The following is a 16,720-nucleotide window of genomic DNA, read 5'->3' on the forward strand; positions in this document are numbered from 1 at the left end:
CAGCCTCATAACACTTTCGCTGAAACGACTTCTGGCGCGATGTGAACCCGAAGGAGGGTCGAGGAAAAGTCACCCTTGAATGTCTCGAAACATCCTGGCAACCTGCCAAGGCAGAGTGTTAGCGCTCTCATCCCCTCTTCGCGTCCGCCCCGACGCAAGCGTGTGAGCGATAACGAGCCTGTTCGTTCCCCCAGGAGGCTTGCCATGCCCACTCGAAGACGGCGATTCGGTTCGACCGTACTCATTGCCGCCCTTGCTCTTCTCGGTATTCTCTTCCAGCCCGTCGCCGCAGCGGCGGAATCCAACGGCGGCACCCGCGTCATGCCCCTCGGTGACTCGATCACCGAAGGCACCCAGGTGCCCGGCGGTTACCGGATCGGGCTCTGGCAGCGCCTCGCGTCCGCCGGATACCGCGTCGACTTCGTCGGCACCCAGTTCAACGGGCCGGGCAACCTCGGCGACCACGACCACCAGGGTCACCCCGGCTGGCGCATCGACCAGATCGACGCCAACATCGCCGGCTGGCTGCGCACCACCACACCACGGACCGTGCTGCTGCACATCGGCACCAACGACATCCTGCAGAACTACAACGTGTCCGGCGCGCCCGGCCGTCTCTCCACCCTGATCGACCGGATCACCAGCACCGTGCCCTCGGCGGACGTCTTCGTGGCCACGATCATCCCGCTGGCCAACTCCGGTCAGGAGGCCGCCGCCCGCACCTACAACAGCGCCCTGTCCTCGATCGTGCGCGGCAAGGGCTCGCGGGTGCACCTGGTCGACATGCACGCGGCCCTCACCACCGCCGACCTGATCGACGGCGTCCACCCGACCGCCGCCGGCTACGACAAGATGGCCGCCACCTGGTACTCCGCCCTGCGCTCGGTCCCCGGCACCATCGGTGATCCGAGCAGCGGCGGCACCGGCAACGCGCTGGTGGGCGCCGCCTCCGGCCGCTGCCTGGACGTTCCCGGCAGCAACACCGCCAACGGCACCCAGCCGATCGTCTGGGACTGCAGCGGTGCGGCCAACCAGCAGTGGGCCTACGACGGGCAGACCCTGCGCTCGCTCGGCAAGTGCCTCGACTCGCCGACCGGCGCCACCAGCGGGGCCAAGGCCCAGCTGTGGGACTGCAGCGGCGCCGCCAACCAGCGGTGGAGCCACACGTCCGGCGGCACGATCCGCAACGCCCAGTCGGGGCTGTGCGTGGAGCCCGGCGGCACCGCGAACGGCTCGACCGTCACCCTCCGGACCTGCACCGGGTCCGCCGCACAGAACTGGACGAGGCGATGAGAAGAGCACTGGCGATCCTGCTGGCCGTGGCGCTGAGCCTGGTCGGCGCCCCGGCCGCCCATGCGCTCGACAACGGCGTGGCCCGTACCCCGCCGATGGGCTGGAACAGCTGGAACACGTTCGGCTGCAACATCAGCGAGTCGCTGATCCGCGGCATGGCTGACGCGATGGTCAGCAGCGGCATGCGCGACCGCGGCTACCAGTACGTCGTCGTCGACGACTGCTGGATGAACCCGAACCGGGACTCGTCCGGCAACCTGCAGGGCGACCCGACCCGGTTCCCGAGCGGCATGAAGGCGCTCGGCGACTACCTGCACGCCCGGGGGCTGAAGTTCGGCATCTACCAGGCGCCGCTGGACAAGACCTGCGCCCAGTACTTCAACAGCTACCCGGGTGCCACCGGCAGCCAGGGCCACGAGGCCCAGGACGCCCGCCAGTTCGCGGCGTGGGGCGTCGACTTCCTCAAGTACGACTGGTGCTCCCCGTCCGGATCCATCAACGACCAGGTCACCACGTTCGCGAAGATGCGCGACGCACTGGCCGCCACCGGCCGGCCGATCGTCTACAGCATCAACTCCAACAGCATCCACTCCAAGACCGGGCCGCAGCGCAACTGGGGCGACGTCGCCAACATGTGGCGCACCACCGAGGACATCAGCGCCGCCTGGGACACCGGCCAGACCAACGGCTACCCGATGGGTGTCAAGAACATCGTCGATGTCACCGTGCCGCTCGCCGGGTACGCCCGCCCCGGATCGTTCAACGACCCGGACATGATGGAGGTGGGCCGGGCCGGTCTGAACGAGACCGAGCAGCGCAGCCACTTCGCCCTCTGGGCGATCATGGCCTCGCCGCTGATCGCCGGCAACGACCTGCGCTCGATGAGCACCACCACCCGTGACATCCTCACCAACCCCCGGCTCGTCGCGATCAACCAGGACACCCTCGGCCTGCAGGGGACCCAGGTGTCGTACGACGGTACCCGCCGCGTGCTGGCCAAGAGGCTCGCCAACGGTGACGTGGCCGTCGCCCTGTTCAACCAGGGCGGATCCACCACCACCGTCTCGACCACGGCCGCGGCGATCGGCAAGTCGGGCAGCTCCTTCACCCTGCTGGACGCCTGGACCGGGGCCACCAGCAGCAGCACCGGGACGATCAGCGCCAGCGTGCCCGCACACGGCACCGCCGTCTACCGGGTCAGCGGCGGCGGCACCGACCCGACCCCGACCGGCTCCACCCTGGTCAGCGCCGCCTCCGGCCGTTGCCTGGACGTGCCGAACAGCAACACCGCCAACGGCACCCAGCCGGTCGTCTGGGACTGCAACGGGCAGGCCAACCAGCGCTGGACCGTCAGCGGCCAGAGCATCCAGGCGCTCGGCAAGTGCCTCGACGCCCCGGCCGGTGCCGTCGCCGGAAGCAAGGTCCAGCTCTGGGACTGCAACGGACAGACCAACCAGCAGTGGACCTTCAACGGCGACGGCACCGTACGCGGGACGGCCTCCGGTCTGTGCCTGGACGTCGACCGCAACCTCACCGCCAACGGCACCCCGGTTCTGCTGTGGACCTGCAGCGCCGCCGCCAACCAGCGATGGAGCCGAGTCTGATGCCCAAGAGGATCCTCACCGGCCTGCTCTGCCTGGCCGTCACCCTGCTCGCCGCGGTGGCGCCCGCCCCGGCGCGGGCGGACAACCCGATCGTGCAGACCGTCTACACGGCCGACCCGGCGCCGCTGGTCCACAACGGCCGCGTCTACCTCTACACCGGCCACGACGAGGACGGCTCGACCTGGTTCACCATGAAGGAGTGGCGGCTCTACTCGTCGGCCGACATGGTGAACTGGACCGACCACGGCTCCCCGATGAGCCTGGCCACCTTCAGTTGGGCCAGCAAGGACGCCTGGGCCGGCCAGGTGATCCAGCGCAACGGCAAGTTCTACTGGTACGTGCCGGTCACCAACCGGGCCACCGGGCGGATGGCCATCGGTGTCGGCGTGGCCAACAGCCCCACCGGCCCGTTCACCGACGCGCTCGGCCGGCCGCTGGTGGAGAACGGCGAGATCGACCCGACCGTCATGATCGACGACGACGGGCAGGCCTACCTCTACTGGGGCAACCCGAACCTGTGGTACGTACGGCTGAACAGCGACATGATCAGCTACAGCGGCAGCGCCACGAAGATCGCGCTGACCACCGCCGGGTTCGGCACCCGCACCGGGGACGCCAACCGCCCGACGTTGTACGAGGAAGGCCCCTGGGTCTACAAACGCAACGGCCTCTACTACAACGTCTTCGCCGCCAAGTGCTGCTCGGAGTTCATCGGGTACTCCACCGCGCCGGGCCCGACCGGACCGTGGACCTACCGCGGCACCGTCATGCCCACCCAGGGCAGCAGCTTCACCAACCACGCGGGAATCGTCGACTTCAACGGCGGGTCGTACTTCTTCTACCACAACGGCGCGCTGCCCGGCGGCGGCGGTTTCACCCGCTCCGTGGCCGTGGAGAAGTTCAGCTACAACGCCGACGGCAGCATCCCGCAGATCACCATGACCACCGGGGGAGCGCCCCAGAACGGCACGCTCAACCCGTACACCCGGCAGGAGGCCGAGACGATCGCCTGGAGCTCCGGCGTCGAGACCGAGCGGGCGAGCGAGGGCGGCATGAACGTCGGCTTCCTCGAGAACGGCGACTACATCAAGGTCAAGGGCGTCGCCTTCGGATCCGGCGCGAACTCGTTCTCGGCACGGGTCGCGTCCGCCGCGGCCGGCGGTCGCATAGAGGTACGGCTGGGCGGTCCCACCGGCACGCTCGCCGGGACCTGCACCGTGGCGGGCACCGGCGGCTGGCAGAACTGGGCAACGGTCAACTGCCCGGTCAGCGGTGTATCCGGCACCCAGGACCTCTATCTGCGATTCACCGGCGGCAGCGGCTACCTGTTCAACGTCAACTGGTGGCAGTTCGCCGGCAACTCGGGAGTGAGCAACCGATGAGAAGACTCGCCGCGGTCGTCCTGACCGCGATCCTCGGTGTGGCCCTCGGCCTCACCGCCACCACCCCCGCCTCCGCCGCGACGATCGACACCAGCGCCTCCTACGTGCTGGTCAACCGCACCAGCGGCAAGGCCCTGGACCTGTACAACCTGGCCACCAACGACGGCGCCCGGATCACCCAGTGGACCCGCAACGACCAGGCCCAGCAGCAGTGGCAGTTCGTCGACTCCGGCGGCGGCTTCTACCGGCTGCGGTCCAAGCACTCGGGCAAGGTCCTCGACGTGTCCGGGGCGTCCACCGCCGACGGCGGCGCGATCGTGCAGTGGGCCGACAACAACGCCGTCAACCAGCAGTTCAGCGTCCAGGACATCGACGGCTACATCCAGCTGATCAACCGCAACAGCGGCAAGGCCCTCGAAGTGCAGGGCGCGTCCACCGCCGACAACGCCAACATCGTCCAGTACACCGACTGGAACGGCGCCAACCAGCAGTGGCAGCTCGTCAAACTCGGCACCACCACCCCCGGCACCGGCACCTTCACCAACCCGGTGGTGTGGCAGGACTTCGCCGACGGCGACATCATCCGGGTCGGTGACGCCTACTACTACTCGGCGTCGACCATGCACTACTCGCCGGGCGCGCCGATCCTGCGCTCCTACGACCTGGTCAACTGGGAGTACGCCGGACACTCGGTGCCCCGGCTCGACTTCGACTCCTCCGCCTACGACCTGTCCGGTGGCCGCGCCTACGTCAAGGGCATCTGGGCGTCGGCGTTCAACTACCGGCCGAGCAACAGCACCTACTACTGGCTGGGCTGCACCGAGTTCAACCGCACCTACGTCTACACCTCCACCGCGGTCGACGGGACCTGGTCGAAGAAGGCGCGGATCAACAACTGCTACTACGACGCCGGGCTGCTCTTCGACGGCGACACCCCGTACGTGGCCTACGGCAACGGCACGATCAGTGTCGCCCAACTGTCGTCCGACCTCACCTCGCAGGTACGGGCGCAGAGCGTCTACACGACCCCGTCGAACATCGGCACCCTCGAAGGCGCCCGCATGTACAAGCGGGGCAACTACTACTACATCTGGCTGACCCGGCCCGCGAACGGCCAGTACGTGCTGCGGTCGACGAGCCCGTTCGGCCCGTACGAGCAGCGTCAGGTCCTGCTCGACCTTCCCGGCCCGATCTCCGGCGGGGGAGTGCCGCACCAGGGCGGACTGGTCCAGACGCAGGCCGGTGACTGGTGGTACATGGCGTTCACCGACGCCTACCCCGGTGGCCGGGTGCCGACGCTGGCCCCGATCACCTGGAGCAACGACTGGCCGGTGCTGACCACGGTCAACGGCCGCTGGGGCGCCACCTACCCGAAGCCGAACATCACCACGTCGAAGACGGTGCAGCCGATGACCGGCCCCGACACGTTCACCAGCCTGGGCCACCGATGGGAGTGGAACCACAACCCCGACACCGGCAGGTACAGCGTCGGCAACGGGCTGCGGCTGTCCACCGCGACCGTCACCAACGACCTGTACAGCGCCCGCAACACGCTCACCCACCGCATCCAGGGACCGTCGTCGACCGCCACCATCGAGCTCGACTACTCGCAGATGGCCAACGGCGACCGGGCCGGGCTGGCGATGCTGCGCGACTCGTCGGCGTGGGTCGGCGTCCGTAAGGACAACGGCGTCACCCGGGTGTCGATGACCAACGGGCTGACCATGAGCTCCAGCTGGGCCACCACCGGCACCGGCAGCGAGGCGGCCGGCGCGGGCGTCTCCGGCGGGAAGATCTGGCTGCGGGTCTCCGCCGACATCCGGCCGGGCTCCGGGCGTACCGCCACCTTCTCCTACAGCACCAACGGCAGCACCTTCACCAGCCTCGGCCCGGCGTTCACGCTCAACAACGCCTGGCAGTTCTTCATGGGCTACCGGTTCGGCATCTTCAACTACGCCACCCAGTCCCTGGGCGGCGCCGTCACCGTCAACCGTTTCGACCTGACCACGCCCTAGGAGGATTCATGACCAGATCTCGATCCGTCCAAGCCGGGCTGGCGTCGGCCGCCCTGCTGATGGCCTCGGCGGGGGTCGCCATGGCCCTGCCCGCGGGCGCGGCGGCGGCCGGCTGCTCGGTCAACTACACCGTGTCGTCGCAGTGGCAGGGCGGCTTCAACGCCGACGTGTCCGTCACCAACCTGGGCGACCCGCTCTCCGGGTGGACGCTGACCTGGGCGTACAGCGCCGGGCAGAAGGTCAGCCAGGCCTGGAACGCCTCGGTGAGCCAGAGCGGCACGACGGTGACCGCGGCCAACGTGGCCTACAACGGCTCGGTGCCGACGAACGGCGCGGTGTCGTTCGGCTTCACCGGCTCGTGGACGGGCAGCAACCCCGTCCCGTCGGCCTTCAGCCTCAACGGCGTGGCCTGCACCGGAGCGCCGGTGCCGAGCTCGCCGTCCAGCCCGTCGCCGTCGCCGTCGACCTCACCGTCCACGCCTGGGGGCAACTGCACGCTGCCGTCGAGTTACCGGTGGTCGTCGAGTGGTGTGCTGGCGAACCCGAAGAACGGCTGGGTGTCGCTCAAGGACTTCACCAACGTCGTCCACAACGGCAAACACCTGGTGTACGCGTCGAACGTGAACGGCTCCTCGTACGGCTCGATGAACTTCACCCCGTTCACCAACTGGTCGGACATGGCGAGCACCGGCCAGAACGGGATGAGCCAGGGCACCGTGGCGCCCACGCTGCTCTACTTCGCCCCGAAGAACATCTGGGTGCTGGCCTACCAGTGGGGCGCGTGGCCGTTCATCTACCGCACCTCCAGCGATCCGACCAACCCCAACGGCTGGTCCGCGCCGCAGCCGCTGTTCACCGGCAGCATCTCCGACTCCGGCACCGGCCCGATCGACCAGACCCTGATCGCCGACGGGCAGAACATGTACCTGTTCTTCGCCGGTGACAACGGCAAGATCTACCGGGCCAGCATGCCGATCGGGAACTTCCCCGGCAACTTCGGATCGTCCTACACCACGATCATGAGCGACACGAGGAACAACCTGTTCGAGGCACCCGAGGTCTACAAGGTCCAGGGCCAGAACCAGTACCTGATGATCGTCGAGGCGATCGGGTCCGGCGGCCGGTACTTCCGGTCGTTCACCGCCACCAGCCTCAACGGCAACTGGACACCGCAGGCCGCCACCGAGAGCAACCCGTTCGCCGGTAAGGCCAACAGCGGCGCCACCTGGACCAACGACATCAGTCACGGCGACCTGGTCCGGGCCAACCCCGACCAGACCAAGACCATCGACCCCTGCAACCTGCAACTGCTCTACCAGGGCAAGAACCCGAGCGCCGGCGGCGCCTACGACCAGCTGCCCTGGCGGCCGGGGCTGCTCACGCTGCAGCGTTGACCCCACCGTAAGTTTTGAAGCCCGTGACAGCCTGAGAATGCCGGAAGTCCAGCGATACTCGTCGGAAGTTTCGCTGGACTTCCGGTCTCTCGGGCTCCTACGCTACGGCGATCCCCCGTACGCTCGCGACCGGAGAGTCACCGTGACGGCATCCCCGTACCAGCACCGCATCGGCGAAGCCCTGATCACCGTCGTCGACACCGACGGGCAACCGCTGGCCGACCGGGACGTCACCGTCGAACAGCGCGGCCACGCCTTCGGGTTCGGCAACATCGGCTTCGACTTCGTCCCGGTCGCCAACGACGAGCCCGCCGCCGTCACCGGCCAGGACGCGCTGTGGTTCGACCTGTTCAACACGGCGACCCTGCCGTTCTACTGGAGCCTGTTCGAGCCCGGGCGCGGCCGGCCCGACACCGACCGGCTGCACCGCGCCGCGCAGTGGTTCACCGACCGCGGCGCCCGCGTCAAGGGACACCCGCTGGTCTGGCACACCCTGGCGCCCGACTGGCTGCGCGAGCTGTCCACCGACGAGGTCGAGGCGACGGTCCGCGCCCGCATTCGGCGCGAGGTCACCGAATTCGCCGACGTCGTGCACACCTGGGACGCCATCAACGAGGTCGTGATCATGCCGGTGTTCCGCAACGAGAAGCACCCCAACGCGATCACCCGGCTCGCCATGGACCGGGGCCGGATCGCCACCGTGCGGCTCGCGTTCGAGGAGGCCCGCGCCGCCGACCCGACCGCCACGCTGCTGCTCAACGACTTCGACATGTCCGCGGCGTACGAATGCCTCATCGAAGGCGTCCTCGAAGCCGGCATCCGCATCGACGCGATCGGCCTGCAGAGCCACATGCACCAGGGCTACTGGGGCGAGGACCGGACCCTCGCCGTCCTCGACCGGTTCGCCCGTTACGGCCTGCCGCTGCACCTGACCGAGACCACCCTGGTCTCCGGCGATCTGATGCCCCCGGAGATCGACGACCTCAACGACTATCAGATCCCGTCGTGGCCGACCACGCCCGAGGGCGAGCAGCGGCAGGCAGACGAGATCGTGCGCCACTACCGCACCCTGGTCGGCCACCCGTCGGTGCAGGCGGTCACCTACTGGGGCTTCACCGACCACGACGCGTGGCTCGGCGCGCCCGCCGGAGTCGTCCGCGCCGACGGCACCCCCAAACCCGCCTATCACGCGCTGCGCGACCTGGTGAAAGGCGAGTGGTGGCTGGCGCCGACCACCCTGCGCACCGACCACGCCGGCCGGGTGGAGGTCCGCGGCTTCCTCGGCGACTACCGGCTGAACTGCGACGGCCGGGCCGCCTCTTTCGCGCTCACGGCGGCCGGTCGACCCGTACGCATGGAAGGTTTTCTCCGTTGATCCTGGAAACAGTCGTCAACCTGGACATCGACGGGCCGCGGATCAACCGGCACCTCTACGGCCACTTCGCCGAGCACCTCGGCCGCTGCGTCTACGGCGGCTTCTATGTCGGCGAGGACTCCCCGATCCCGAACGAGGGCGGCATCCGCCTCGACGTCGTCGACGCGCTGCGCGCCCTCGACATCCCGAACCTGCGCTGGCCCGGCGGCTGCTTCGCCGACGAATACCACTGGCAGGACGGCATCGGCCCGCGTGCGCAGCGCCCGGTCATGGTCAACACCCACTGGGGCGGCGTCGAGGAGAACAACCACTTCGGCACCCACGAGTTCATGGCCCTCTGCGAGCTGCTCGGCGCCGAGCCGTACATCAGCGGCAACGTCGGCTCCGGCACCGTGCGCGAGATGAGCGAATGGGTCGAGTACCTGACCCGCGACGGCGACTCGCCGATGGCGAGACTGCGCAAGGCCAACGGCCGCGACGAGCCCTGGAACGTGCGGTTCTGGGGGCTCGGCAACGAGGCGTGGGGTTGCGGCGGCAACATGACCGCGTCGCAGTACGCCGTAGAGGCGCGCCGATATGGCACGTACTGCCGTGACTACGGCGACAACAAGCTGTACAAGATCGCGGCAGGGGCCAACGGCACCGACTACGCGTGGACCGAGACCCTGATGAAGCAACTCGGGCACCTCGGCTGCCAACGGATCACCAGCAGCGTCTACCACGCCCTCTCCGTGCACCACTACACCCTCACCGGCCCGTGGGAGAGGAAGGGCTCGGCCACCGCCTTCGACACCGACGAGTACTACACGACCATGGCGGCGGCGGCCCGCATCGACGAGATCCTCGCCGGACACGCCGCGGTGATGGACTGCTACGACCCGAACCGCAGCGTCGGCCTCGTCCTCGACGAGTGGGGCACCTGGTTCGACGTGGAGCCCGGCACCAACCCCGGCTTCCTGTACCAGCAGAACACCCTCCGGGACGCCCTGGTCGCGAGCGTCCACTTCGACGTCTTCCACCGCCACGCCGACCGCCTCGTGATGGCCAACATCGCCCAGACCGTGAACGTCCTCCAGGCCATGATCCTCACCGACCCGGATACGAACGCCCTGGTCCTGACCCCCACCTACCACGTCTTCCGGATGAACCGCGCCCACCAGAACGCGACCTCGCTACGCGTCGACATGCGCACCGCGCCGCCGTCACGCCCCGTCGGCGACACCACCCTGACGACCGTTTCGATGTCGGCGAGCCACCGCGACGGCCGGCTGCTGCTCTCCCTGTCCAACCTCGACGCCACCGCCCCCGCCGACGTGACCGTCGACCTGCGCGGCGGCACCGTCACCGACCTCGAGTCCCTGATCCTGACGGCCGGCGCCCTCCAGGACCACAACACACCCCAGACCCCGGCGGCGGTGCAGCCCCGCCCCCACGACGGCGCCACCCTGGCCGACGGTCGCCTGCGGGTGCACCTGCCGCCCCACTCGTTCGTCACGGTGAGCGGCGCCCTGGGCGGTTAAGCTGCGTGCGTGTCCGCCGAGATCGAGGTCGTCTCCGTCATCAACGCGGCCGCCTCCACGGTCTTCGACCTGGAACTCGACGTGGACGTGCACGCCGCTTCCCTGGCGGAAAGCCACGAGACCGCCACGACGGCCACCGGCCGGCGCCGTCTCGGCCCGGGCGACGAGGTGACGTTCCGCGCCCGTCACTTCGGCCTGCACTGGCGGATGACCAGCCGGATCACCGCCTACGACCGGCCGGTCCACTTCGTCGACGAACAGACGCGCGGCCCGTTCCGCGCCCTGCGCCACGAACATCATTTCGAGGCCCTCGGGAACGGCCGGACCCGGATGACCGACCGCATGACGATCCGGGCCCCGTTCGGCCCGCTCGGCGCCCTGATCACCAGGTTCCTGCTCGCCCCGTACCTGCGACGCCTCCTGGTGGAGCGCGCCGCCCACATCAGGCGCATGGCCGAAGACGCCCGTCACGGCCCCTGACACGACACGGCCCGATGCCCGGTCCGCCTCTCTCGGTAAAATCCAGGTCGTCTGGTGGTCACGCACGGAGGGCCGGGTCCGAGCACATGACGGTGATCGTTTCACCCTGGCGGCAAACCCGTGACCGGATCGAGGAAGCCATCAACTCCGTCGTGGCCGACGTTCGGGTCGACCATGCGGTCTTGTGGGCGGGTACCGAGAGATGCCTGGTGGCCAGGCTCCTCGCTCCGCTGGAGACGGCGCTGCGCGAGGCGACCGGCAGAGCCGAGGACTTCCACCTCGACATGGAGTACGAACGGCACGGCACCGCACCGAAAGGCTTCGATCGCAGCGCACGGTTGCCCGCGAAGTTCGTCCCCGATCTCATCTTCCATCGCCGCCTCACCGGCGAGAACATCCTGGCCATCGAGGTCAAGCTGTCGCGCCGTGCCTCGACCTGGAAAGACGAGCAGAAACTCGCCCTGCTGACCGGCGAGATGACGTTCGCCGCATGGAGCGCTGCGGGCGACGACGTGGTACGCCTGCCCCGGAACTTCTCGCCATACCGATACGGTGCCCTGCTGCGACTGGACCCCGGCCTCGCGGACGAGCCGATCACATGGTTCGGCAACGACCCGGATTCGCCAGGCCCGTCTCCCGGAACGTGACGAGGCCGCACCCGGCGCGAGAGAGCGCCCGGACTGCCGTCACATCCGGGCCGGGCCGTGGTGGCCGCCCTCAGCCCCGATGTCACGGGTTACCGGCTGGTGCGGGAGCCGCCGGAGGAGGTGAGCAGGGCGTCGGCGACCAGGGTGGCATCGGCGTCGGCCAGGGCGGACGGGTATTGCGGGAGGAGGTCGTCCCAGACCGGGAGCCAGGAGCCGAACAGTTGGGCCTGGCCCTCGGGACGCGCGAAGAACCACAGGTGCATGTGGGAGGCGCCGTCGCCGAAGCGGTACATGTGGGCGCGCGCGACGTGCGGCACCGCCTGCATGTGGCGGACGATGCGGGTGCTCAGCAGGCCCATCTCGGCGGCCATGTCGTCGGGGAGGTCGGCCATGTCGCAGTGGTCGCGCGGGTAGAGCATCAGGATCAGCGGCACCCCGTTGCCGGAGATGCGGTCGAGCCGCCAGCGCGCGTTGAACCAGATGCCCTTGTCCCGGTCGGCGCAGATGCTGCAGGTGGCGGGATCCTCACCGTGCCGCGGCGGCTCGGGCAGCACCGGCGGGCGCAGCGGGGTGACACGCAGGCCGTCCTGCTCGAACGGGCTGATCTCCCAGCCCGTCATCCGTGACAGCGGGAGGCGTTTGTCGCTGTCGGTGGCGGCGAGCGCGTGCTGATAGAACTCTTCCGGAGTCATCGCCATGATCGCAGCCTAGTGAGCGTCAGATCTCCAGCCGCAGTCCGGCCCACCGGGCCGGCCATCCCTTGGTCTCCATGCGACGCCGGACCTTCGCCCGGCCCTCGCTGTCGTCGAAGGCAGGCGAGGGGCGTACGACCATCCCGACCAGGTCGTCCAGCCCGTGGCAGCACACCAGCTGCACGGCGCCGTCCCGGAGGGTCACCGCGACACACGTCGCGGTCTCGGGCCAGCGCGACATCGCGTCCAGGGTGGACGTGTACGGCTCGTCGCCGTTGCGCAGGTGCATCCGTGCCTGGTTGCGGATCTCCCACGGCACATCCGGCAGGATCGCCACGGCTCGGGCCTCCGCGCGTACCTCCTCGCCGGGGTCGGGGTTTGCGGGGTCGAAGTAGGCGACGTCGACGTCGCGCTCCGGGGAGGCCGGGCGGCCGCTGATCGCATCCCAGACCCGGTTGCGCACGAAGCCGGCGCCGATCCACCAGTCCGGCAGACCGAGGCCGGCCGCCGCCCGGAGGGTCCTCATCGCCGCCGGGTCCGACTCGATCACTGCCACGACGTCCTGTGCGCTCATCACCACCCCGCGAACCCTAGAGCTTTTCGGAGTCAGGGTCTGCGCCGGCGTCGGCTGGCCATGGCTCAGCCAGGTCATGACGTGGCTGGCAGCCCGTTCACGCCGCGGTTCACGGACTGGTCGCCGAGACGTCCGCTGCCGTCGGCCCGGGGGACTGGCCGCCAAGACGTCTCCGGCCCCTTGCCCCGGGGGGCTGGTCGCCGAGACGTCCGCTGCCCTTGCCCCGGGGGACTCGTCACCAGGACGTTCCCTGCCTTCGCCGAGGCCTTCGCCGAGCACGAGGACGAGGACAGGCGCACACGAACACCGATCGTGCGACCCCAGCCACGCCCCCACGACCACCAGCGCACACGAAACCCCGATCGTGGGCTCTCACCAACGCCAGGGCGACGACCAGCGCACACACAACCGCTACGTGTGCGCCCATCACCGCCGGCGACCACAGAGAAGATCGACTACACGGACCACTGACACGCGGGGGCCGGGTCGCCGACGCTGGTACGGACCACTGACACGCGTGGGCCGGGTCGCCGACGCCGGTGTCGCGCCGCGGTCGCACCCGAGCAGCGGTTCGGGTGGGCACAAGACCCATCGCCGGAGCCGTCCGGTGCACCCGGTAGGGGACCGGGCTCGGTCACCGACCGTAGACGGCGGCGAGAACACCCGAACCCGGCAGGTAGGCCGGCCGGGCGGCGGTGACCTGGCACAGGCGGCGGCGACCTGGCACAGACCCTGACCTCGGAAGCTCCCTAGACCGGCCCCTCGACCACGGATCAGCCGGTGGTGTAGACGGCCCGGTCGAAGTCGGCGTAGCCGCCCTCGGCGCCCAGGTCCTGCACCCACAGTCCGACGAACGCGCCGGTGAAGCCCCACGCCTCCGGTTCGCCGGGGACCAGCGTCACCGCGTACTCGTCGGAGAGGGTGGTGGCGTCGAAGGTGCGGCCGAGCTCCTGCCACTCGCCGGGGGTGGTCTCGTACGCGAAGGTCAGCGCCGCCTCGTCCATCCGGGCGCGCAGGCCCACCCGCCGTACGCCCAAGGGGGTCCGCAGGCCGGGTGCGGCGGTGACGCGCCCGCTGTCGCAGCAGAGCACGTCGAGCACCGGCGTGCCGTCGTCGTCGGCGGTGACGTGCAGGTAGTACCAGTTGCGGGAGTTGTAGTACGCCGTGATGCCCGCGAGCTGCCGGAAATTGCGGGGCACGAACTCGAGCGTCGCCTCGAACGTGCAGCGCGGATCGGTGACCCGGCGCGCCACCAGGCTGGGCCGGTGCCGGGCCATCGGCGACTGGCCGCCCCGGATCCGCAGATACGACGGCCGGGCGGTGAGGTCGATCCAGTCGGGGCCGGCGGGCCGGCGCAGCGTCGACCAGTCGGGTCCGAGCACCGGGGTGTCGAACTGATCGATCGCGGACACGACCTGCTGCGGCGTGGCGGTGACACCGGCCGGCGCCGGGATCTCCTCGGCCGGCACCCCGTCGCGGATCCGCGGCCATCCGTCGACCGGCCACTCCACCTTCTGCAGGGCGGTCTCGCGGCCGAGCACACACCGTCCGGAGGGCGCGTACGGACGGGCGACCAGGTGGGCCATGTACCACTCGCCGTCGGGGGTCTCCACGAGACTGCCGTGCCCGGCCTTCTGCAGGGCCAGGTCGGGGTGCCCGGCGGAGGTCAGCATCGGGCCGGACGGGTCCACCGTGTACGGCCCGAGCAGCCGCCGCGACCGGGCGACCGTGACCTGATGGGTCAGTGTGGTGCCGCCCTCTGCGGTGACCAGGTAATACCAGCCGTCGCGGCGGTAGATGACGGGCGCCTCGGTCAGCCCGGCGTCGGTGCCGTCGAAGATGACCTGCTCGGGTCCGACGAGGCGGCGCAGTCGGTGGTCGTACCGCTGGATCGAGATTCCCGCGAAGCGGTTGTTCCCGGGCCGCCAGTCGGCGCGCATCGACAGCATCCAGGTCGTGCCGTCGTCGTCGTGGAACAGCGACGCGTCGAAGCCCCGCCCGTGCAGCACCACCGGATCCGACCACGGCCCGGCCATGTTCGGCGCCGTGACCAGGTAGTTCTGCGGATCCCAGTAGCCTCCGGCGAACGTCGCCACGTCGGTGTAGAGCAGGTGGAACAGCCCGTTCGCGTACGTCAGGTTGGGCGCCCAGACGCCGCACGAGTCCGCGGTCCCGGTGAGATCGAGCAGCCGCCGCTCGGTGAGCACCCCGCCGAGGGGTCGCCAGTCGACGAGGTCGGTCGAGTGGTGCACCCGGACACCCGGGTACCACTCGAACGTCGACGTGGCGATGTAGTAGTCGGCGCCGACCCGCAGGATCGACGGATCCGGGTGGAAGCCCGGCAGCACCGGGTTGCGGATCGTGGAGACGGCGGCCTTGGCGATCGTCATCGAGAGCCTTTCAAGGGTGGTGGCGCGGCGGCCGGAGCCGCCGCGCCGTGGGTCTCAGCTCGTTCGGCAGGTGACGGTCGGCCATGTCCAGTTGCCGTTGGACATGATCGTCACGCCGAAGTTGTTTCCGCTGCCGTTCGGCCGTGCCGTCACCGATCCGCTGCTGCCGCTGACCGAGGCGTTCCAGCTGTTCTGGATGCTCTGCCCACCGTTGAGGTTGAGCGTCACCGTCCAGTTGCTGGCGTTGCTGACCGCGACATTCAGGTTGAACCGGTCACCGAACTGCTCGCCGGCCGACAGCGTGGCGGTGCAGTTGCCACCGCCACCCGGTGCCGGGCTGGTCGGCCCGGTGCCGCCACCGGTGCCCTCACGGACGGTGATGTCCGAGCTGCCCTGGCTCTGGTAGCCCTCGGTCGCCATGATCTGGTAGCTGTGGTTGGTGCCGAGGTTGAGCCCGGCCCGCGCCCACGCGTCGAAGTGGTTGGCGATCGTGATCGTGCCGGAGCTGCGCTTCGACTGCCGGACACTCCAGAACTGGTAGAACGTCTGGTTCCCGTCGATCGACGGCGCGTTGACCCGCTGGCTGCGCAGGATGTCGTAGGTGCCGCCGTCGGTGGTCACGGTGCCCATCCGGGTGGCGCCGCTGCTCGGGTTGTAGCTGCCGAAGTTCTCGACGATGTAGTACTCGATCAGCGGGCTGCGGGTCCACCCGTACAGCGCCAGGTAGGTGTTGTTGTTGCCCGGGTTGTAGGAGCCCGAGTAGGTGACCGTGCGGCGCGTGCCGGTGGCCCAGCCCTTACCGCCGACCCAGTTGTTGGTACTACGGTCCCAGCTGCTGGAATACCGGCCGTCGGCGCGCAGCGTCATGCTGGCGTTGCCGCTGTCCTTCCAGAACGAGAAGTAGTAGCCGTTGTGGGTGCCGGTGGTGTTGGAGCTGACCGTCCGGTCGGCCTCGGCGTGCGCGGCGCCGGCGACCATCACGCCGGACACGGCCATCGCCGCGGCGCAGGCGGCGCCGAGCATCAGACGGATGCGGCCTCGTCTGCTGCGTTTCGGCTGGGGGAGATCTGCGGTCATGTGAGTGCGCCTCCTGATGAAGGGCGTGCGGGGAACGGCCCCACGGGCGCGCGGGGGGAGATCTGTGCCGCACCCGTGGCGGGGAACGACGGCCATTGAGGCCCGTCATTGCGAGATGGTGGCCTGCCGACCGCGCGCTTGTCAACAACTTACGGAAACCCCACGGAAATACCGAGCATGATCTCCGCGAGCGGCGCCGGCGAGAAAGGCCAGCTTAAGGCATACAAAGCCTGCAGATGTACGCGCTACGTGCACCGCCAAGCGCAAGAGGTTGACA

At 69.3% G+C, this 16,720-nt stretch carries 13 protein-coding genes; 9 read left to right on the top strand and 4 right to left on the bottom strand.

Features of this window, described 5'->3' with window-relative positions:
- Positions 1–204 precede the first annotated feature (204 nt).
- The 9 genes from ACQPZW_RS21445 to ACQPZW_RS21485 all read left to right on the top strand — a co-directional run bounded on the left by ACQPZW_RS21445 (position 205) and on the right by ACQPZW_RS21485 (position 11,710).
- Entirely contained in the window at positions 205–1,293 is a 1,089-nt protein-coding gene (locus ACQPZW_RS21445; RefSeq protein WP_433796698.1) for a ricin-type beta-trefoil lectin domain protein, read from the top strand.
- Positions 1,290–2,897, top strand: coding sequence for a glycoside hydrolase family 27 protein (locus ACQPZW_RS21450; RefSeq protein WP_433796699.1), 1,608 nt, complete (start codon positions 1,290–1,292; stop codon positions 2,895–2,897). The genes ACQPZW_RS21445 and ACQPZW_RS21450 overlap by 4 nt, the downstream gene beginning before the upstream one ends.
- Positions 2,897–4,279 carry a glycoside hydrolase family 43 protein gene (locus ACQPZW_RS21455; protein WP_433796700.1) on the top strand — a complete coding sequence of 461 codons (1,383 nt, stop codon included), beginning with the start codon at positions 2,897–2,899 and terminating at the stop codon, positions 4,277–4,279. Before ACQPZW_RS21450 ends, ACQPZW_RS21455 begins: the two co-directional genes overlap by 1 nt.
- Positions 4,276–6,294, top strand: a complete 2,019-nt coding sequence (locus ACQPZW_RS21460; RefSeq protein ID WP_433796701.1) for a family 43 glycosylhydrolase — start codon at positions 4,276–4,278, stop codon at positions 6,292–6,294. The genes ACQPZW_RS21455 and ACQPZW_RS21460 overlap by 4 nt, the downstream gene beginning before the upstream one ends.
- 8 nt (positions 6,295–6,302) lie before the next feature.
- Positions 6,303–7,688, top strand: coding sequence for a non-reducing end alpha-L-arabinofuranosidase family hydrolase (locus tag ACQPZW_RS21465; protein WP_433796702.1), 1,386 nt, complete (start codon positions 6,303–6,305; stop codon positions 7,686–7,688).
- A gap of 142 nt (positions 7,689–7,830) precedes the next feature.
- Positions 7,831–9,063 carry an endo-1,4-beta-xylanase gene (locus ACQPZW_RS21470; protein ID WP_433796703.1) on the top strand — a complete coding sequence of 411 codons (1,233 nt, stop codon included), beginning with the start codon at positions 7,831–7,833 and terminating at the stop codon, positions 9,061–9,063.
- Positions 9,060–10,583, top strand: a complete 1,524-nt coding sequence (locus tag ACQPZW_RS21475) for an alpha-N-arabinofuranosidase (RefSeq protein ID WP_433796704.1) — start codon at positions 9,060–9,062, stop codon at positions 10,581–10,583. Before ACQPZW_RS21470 ends, ACQPZW_RS21475 begins: the two co-directional genes overlap by 4 nt.
- Positions 10,584–10,592: 9 nt before the next feature.
- On the top strand, positions 10,593–11,063 hold the full coding sequence (locus ACQPZW_RS21480) for an SRPBCC family protein (RefSeq protein WP_433796705.1): 471 nt from the start codon (positions 10,593–10,595) through the stop codon (positions 11,061–11,063).
- 209 nt (positions 11,064–11,272) lie between these two features.
- A complete protein-coding gene (locus tag ACQPZW_RS21485; RefSeq protein WP_433796706.1) occupies positions 11,273–11,710 on the top strand; it encodes a hypothetical protein in 438 nt (145 codons plus the stop codon).
- Positions 11,711–11,799: 89 nt separating this feature from the next.
- Here the strand turns inward: ACQPZW_RS21485 and ACQPZW_RS21490 are convergent, their stop codons facing one another.
- From ACQPZW_RS21490 to ACQPZW_RS21505, 4 genes are all read right to left on the bottom strand, one after another.
- Positions 11,800–12,408, bottom strand: a complete 609-nt coding sequence (locus ACQPZW_RS21490) for a hypothetical protein (RefSeq protein ID WP_433796707.1) — start codon at positions 12,406–12,408, stop codon at positions 11,800–11,802.
- Between the two features lie 19 nt (positions 12,409–12,427).
- Positions 12,428–12,976 (bottom strand): nucleotidyltransferase family protein, encoded by a 549-nt coding sequence (locus tag ACQPZW_RS21495; RefSeq protein ID WP_433796708.1) that lies wholly within the window; start codon positions 12,974–12,976, stop codon positions 12,428–12,430.
- A 773-nt stretch (positions 12,977–13,749) separates the two neighbouring features.
- Positions 13,750–15,366, bottom strand: a complete 1,617-nt coding sequence (locus ACQPZW_RS21500) for a glycoside hydrolase family 43 protein (protein ID WP_433796709.1) — start codon at positions 15,364–15,366, stop codon at positions 13,750–13,752.
- Between the two features lie 54 nt (positions 15,367–15,420).
- Complete coding sequence (locus ACQPZW_RS21505; protein ID WP_433796710.1) at positions 15,421–16,443, bottom strand: glycoside hydrolase family 11 protein; 1,023 nt, start codon at positions 16,441–16,443, stop codon at positions 15,421–15,423.
- Between the last annotated feature and the right edge of the window lie 277 nt (positions 16,444–16,720).

Source organism: Actinoplanes sp. CA-252034, assembly GCF_050956125.1.
GTDB lineage: Bacteria > Actinomycetota > Actinomycetes > Mycobacteriales > Micromonosporaceae > Actinoplanes.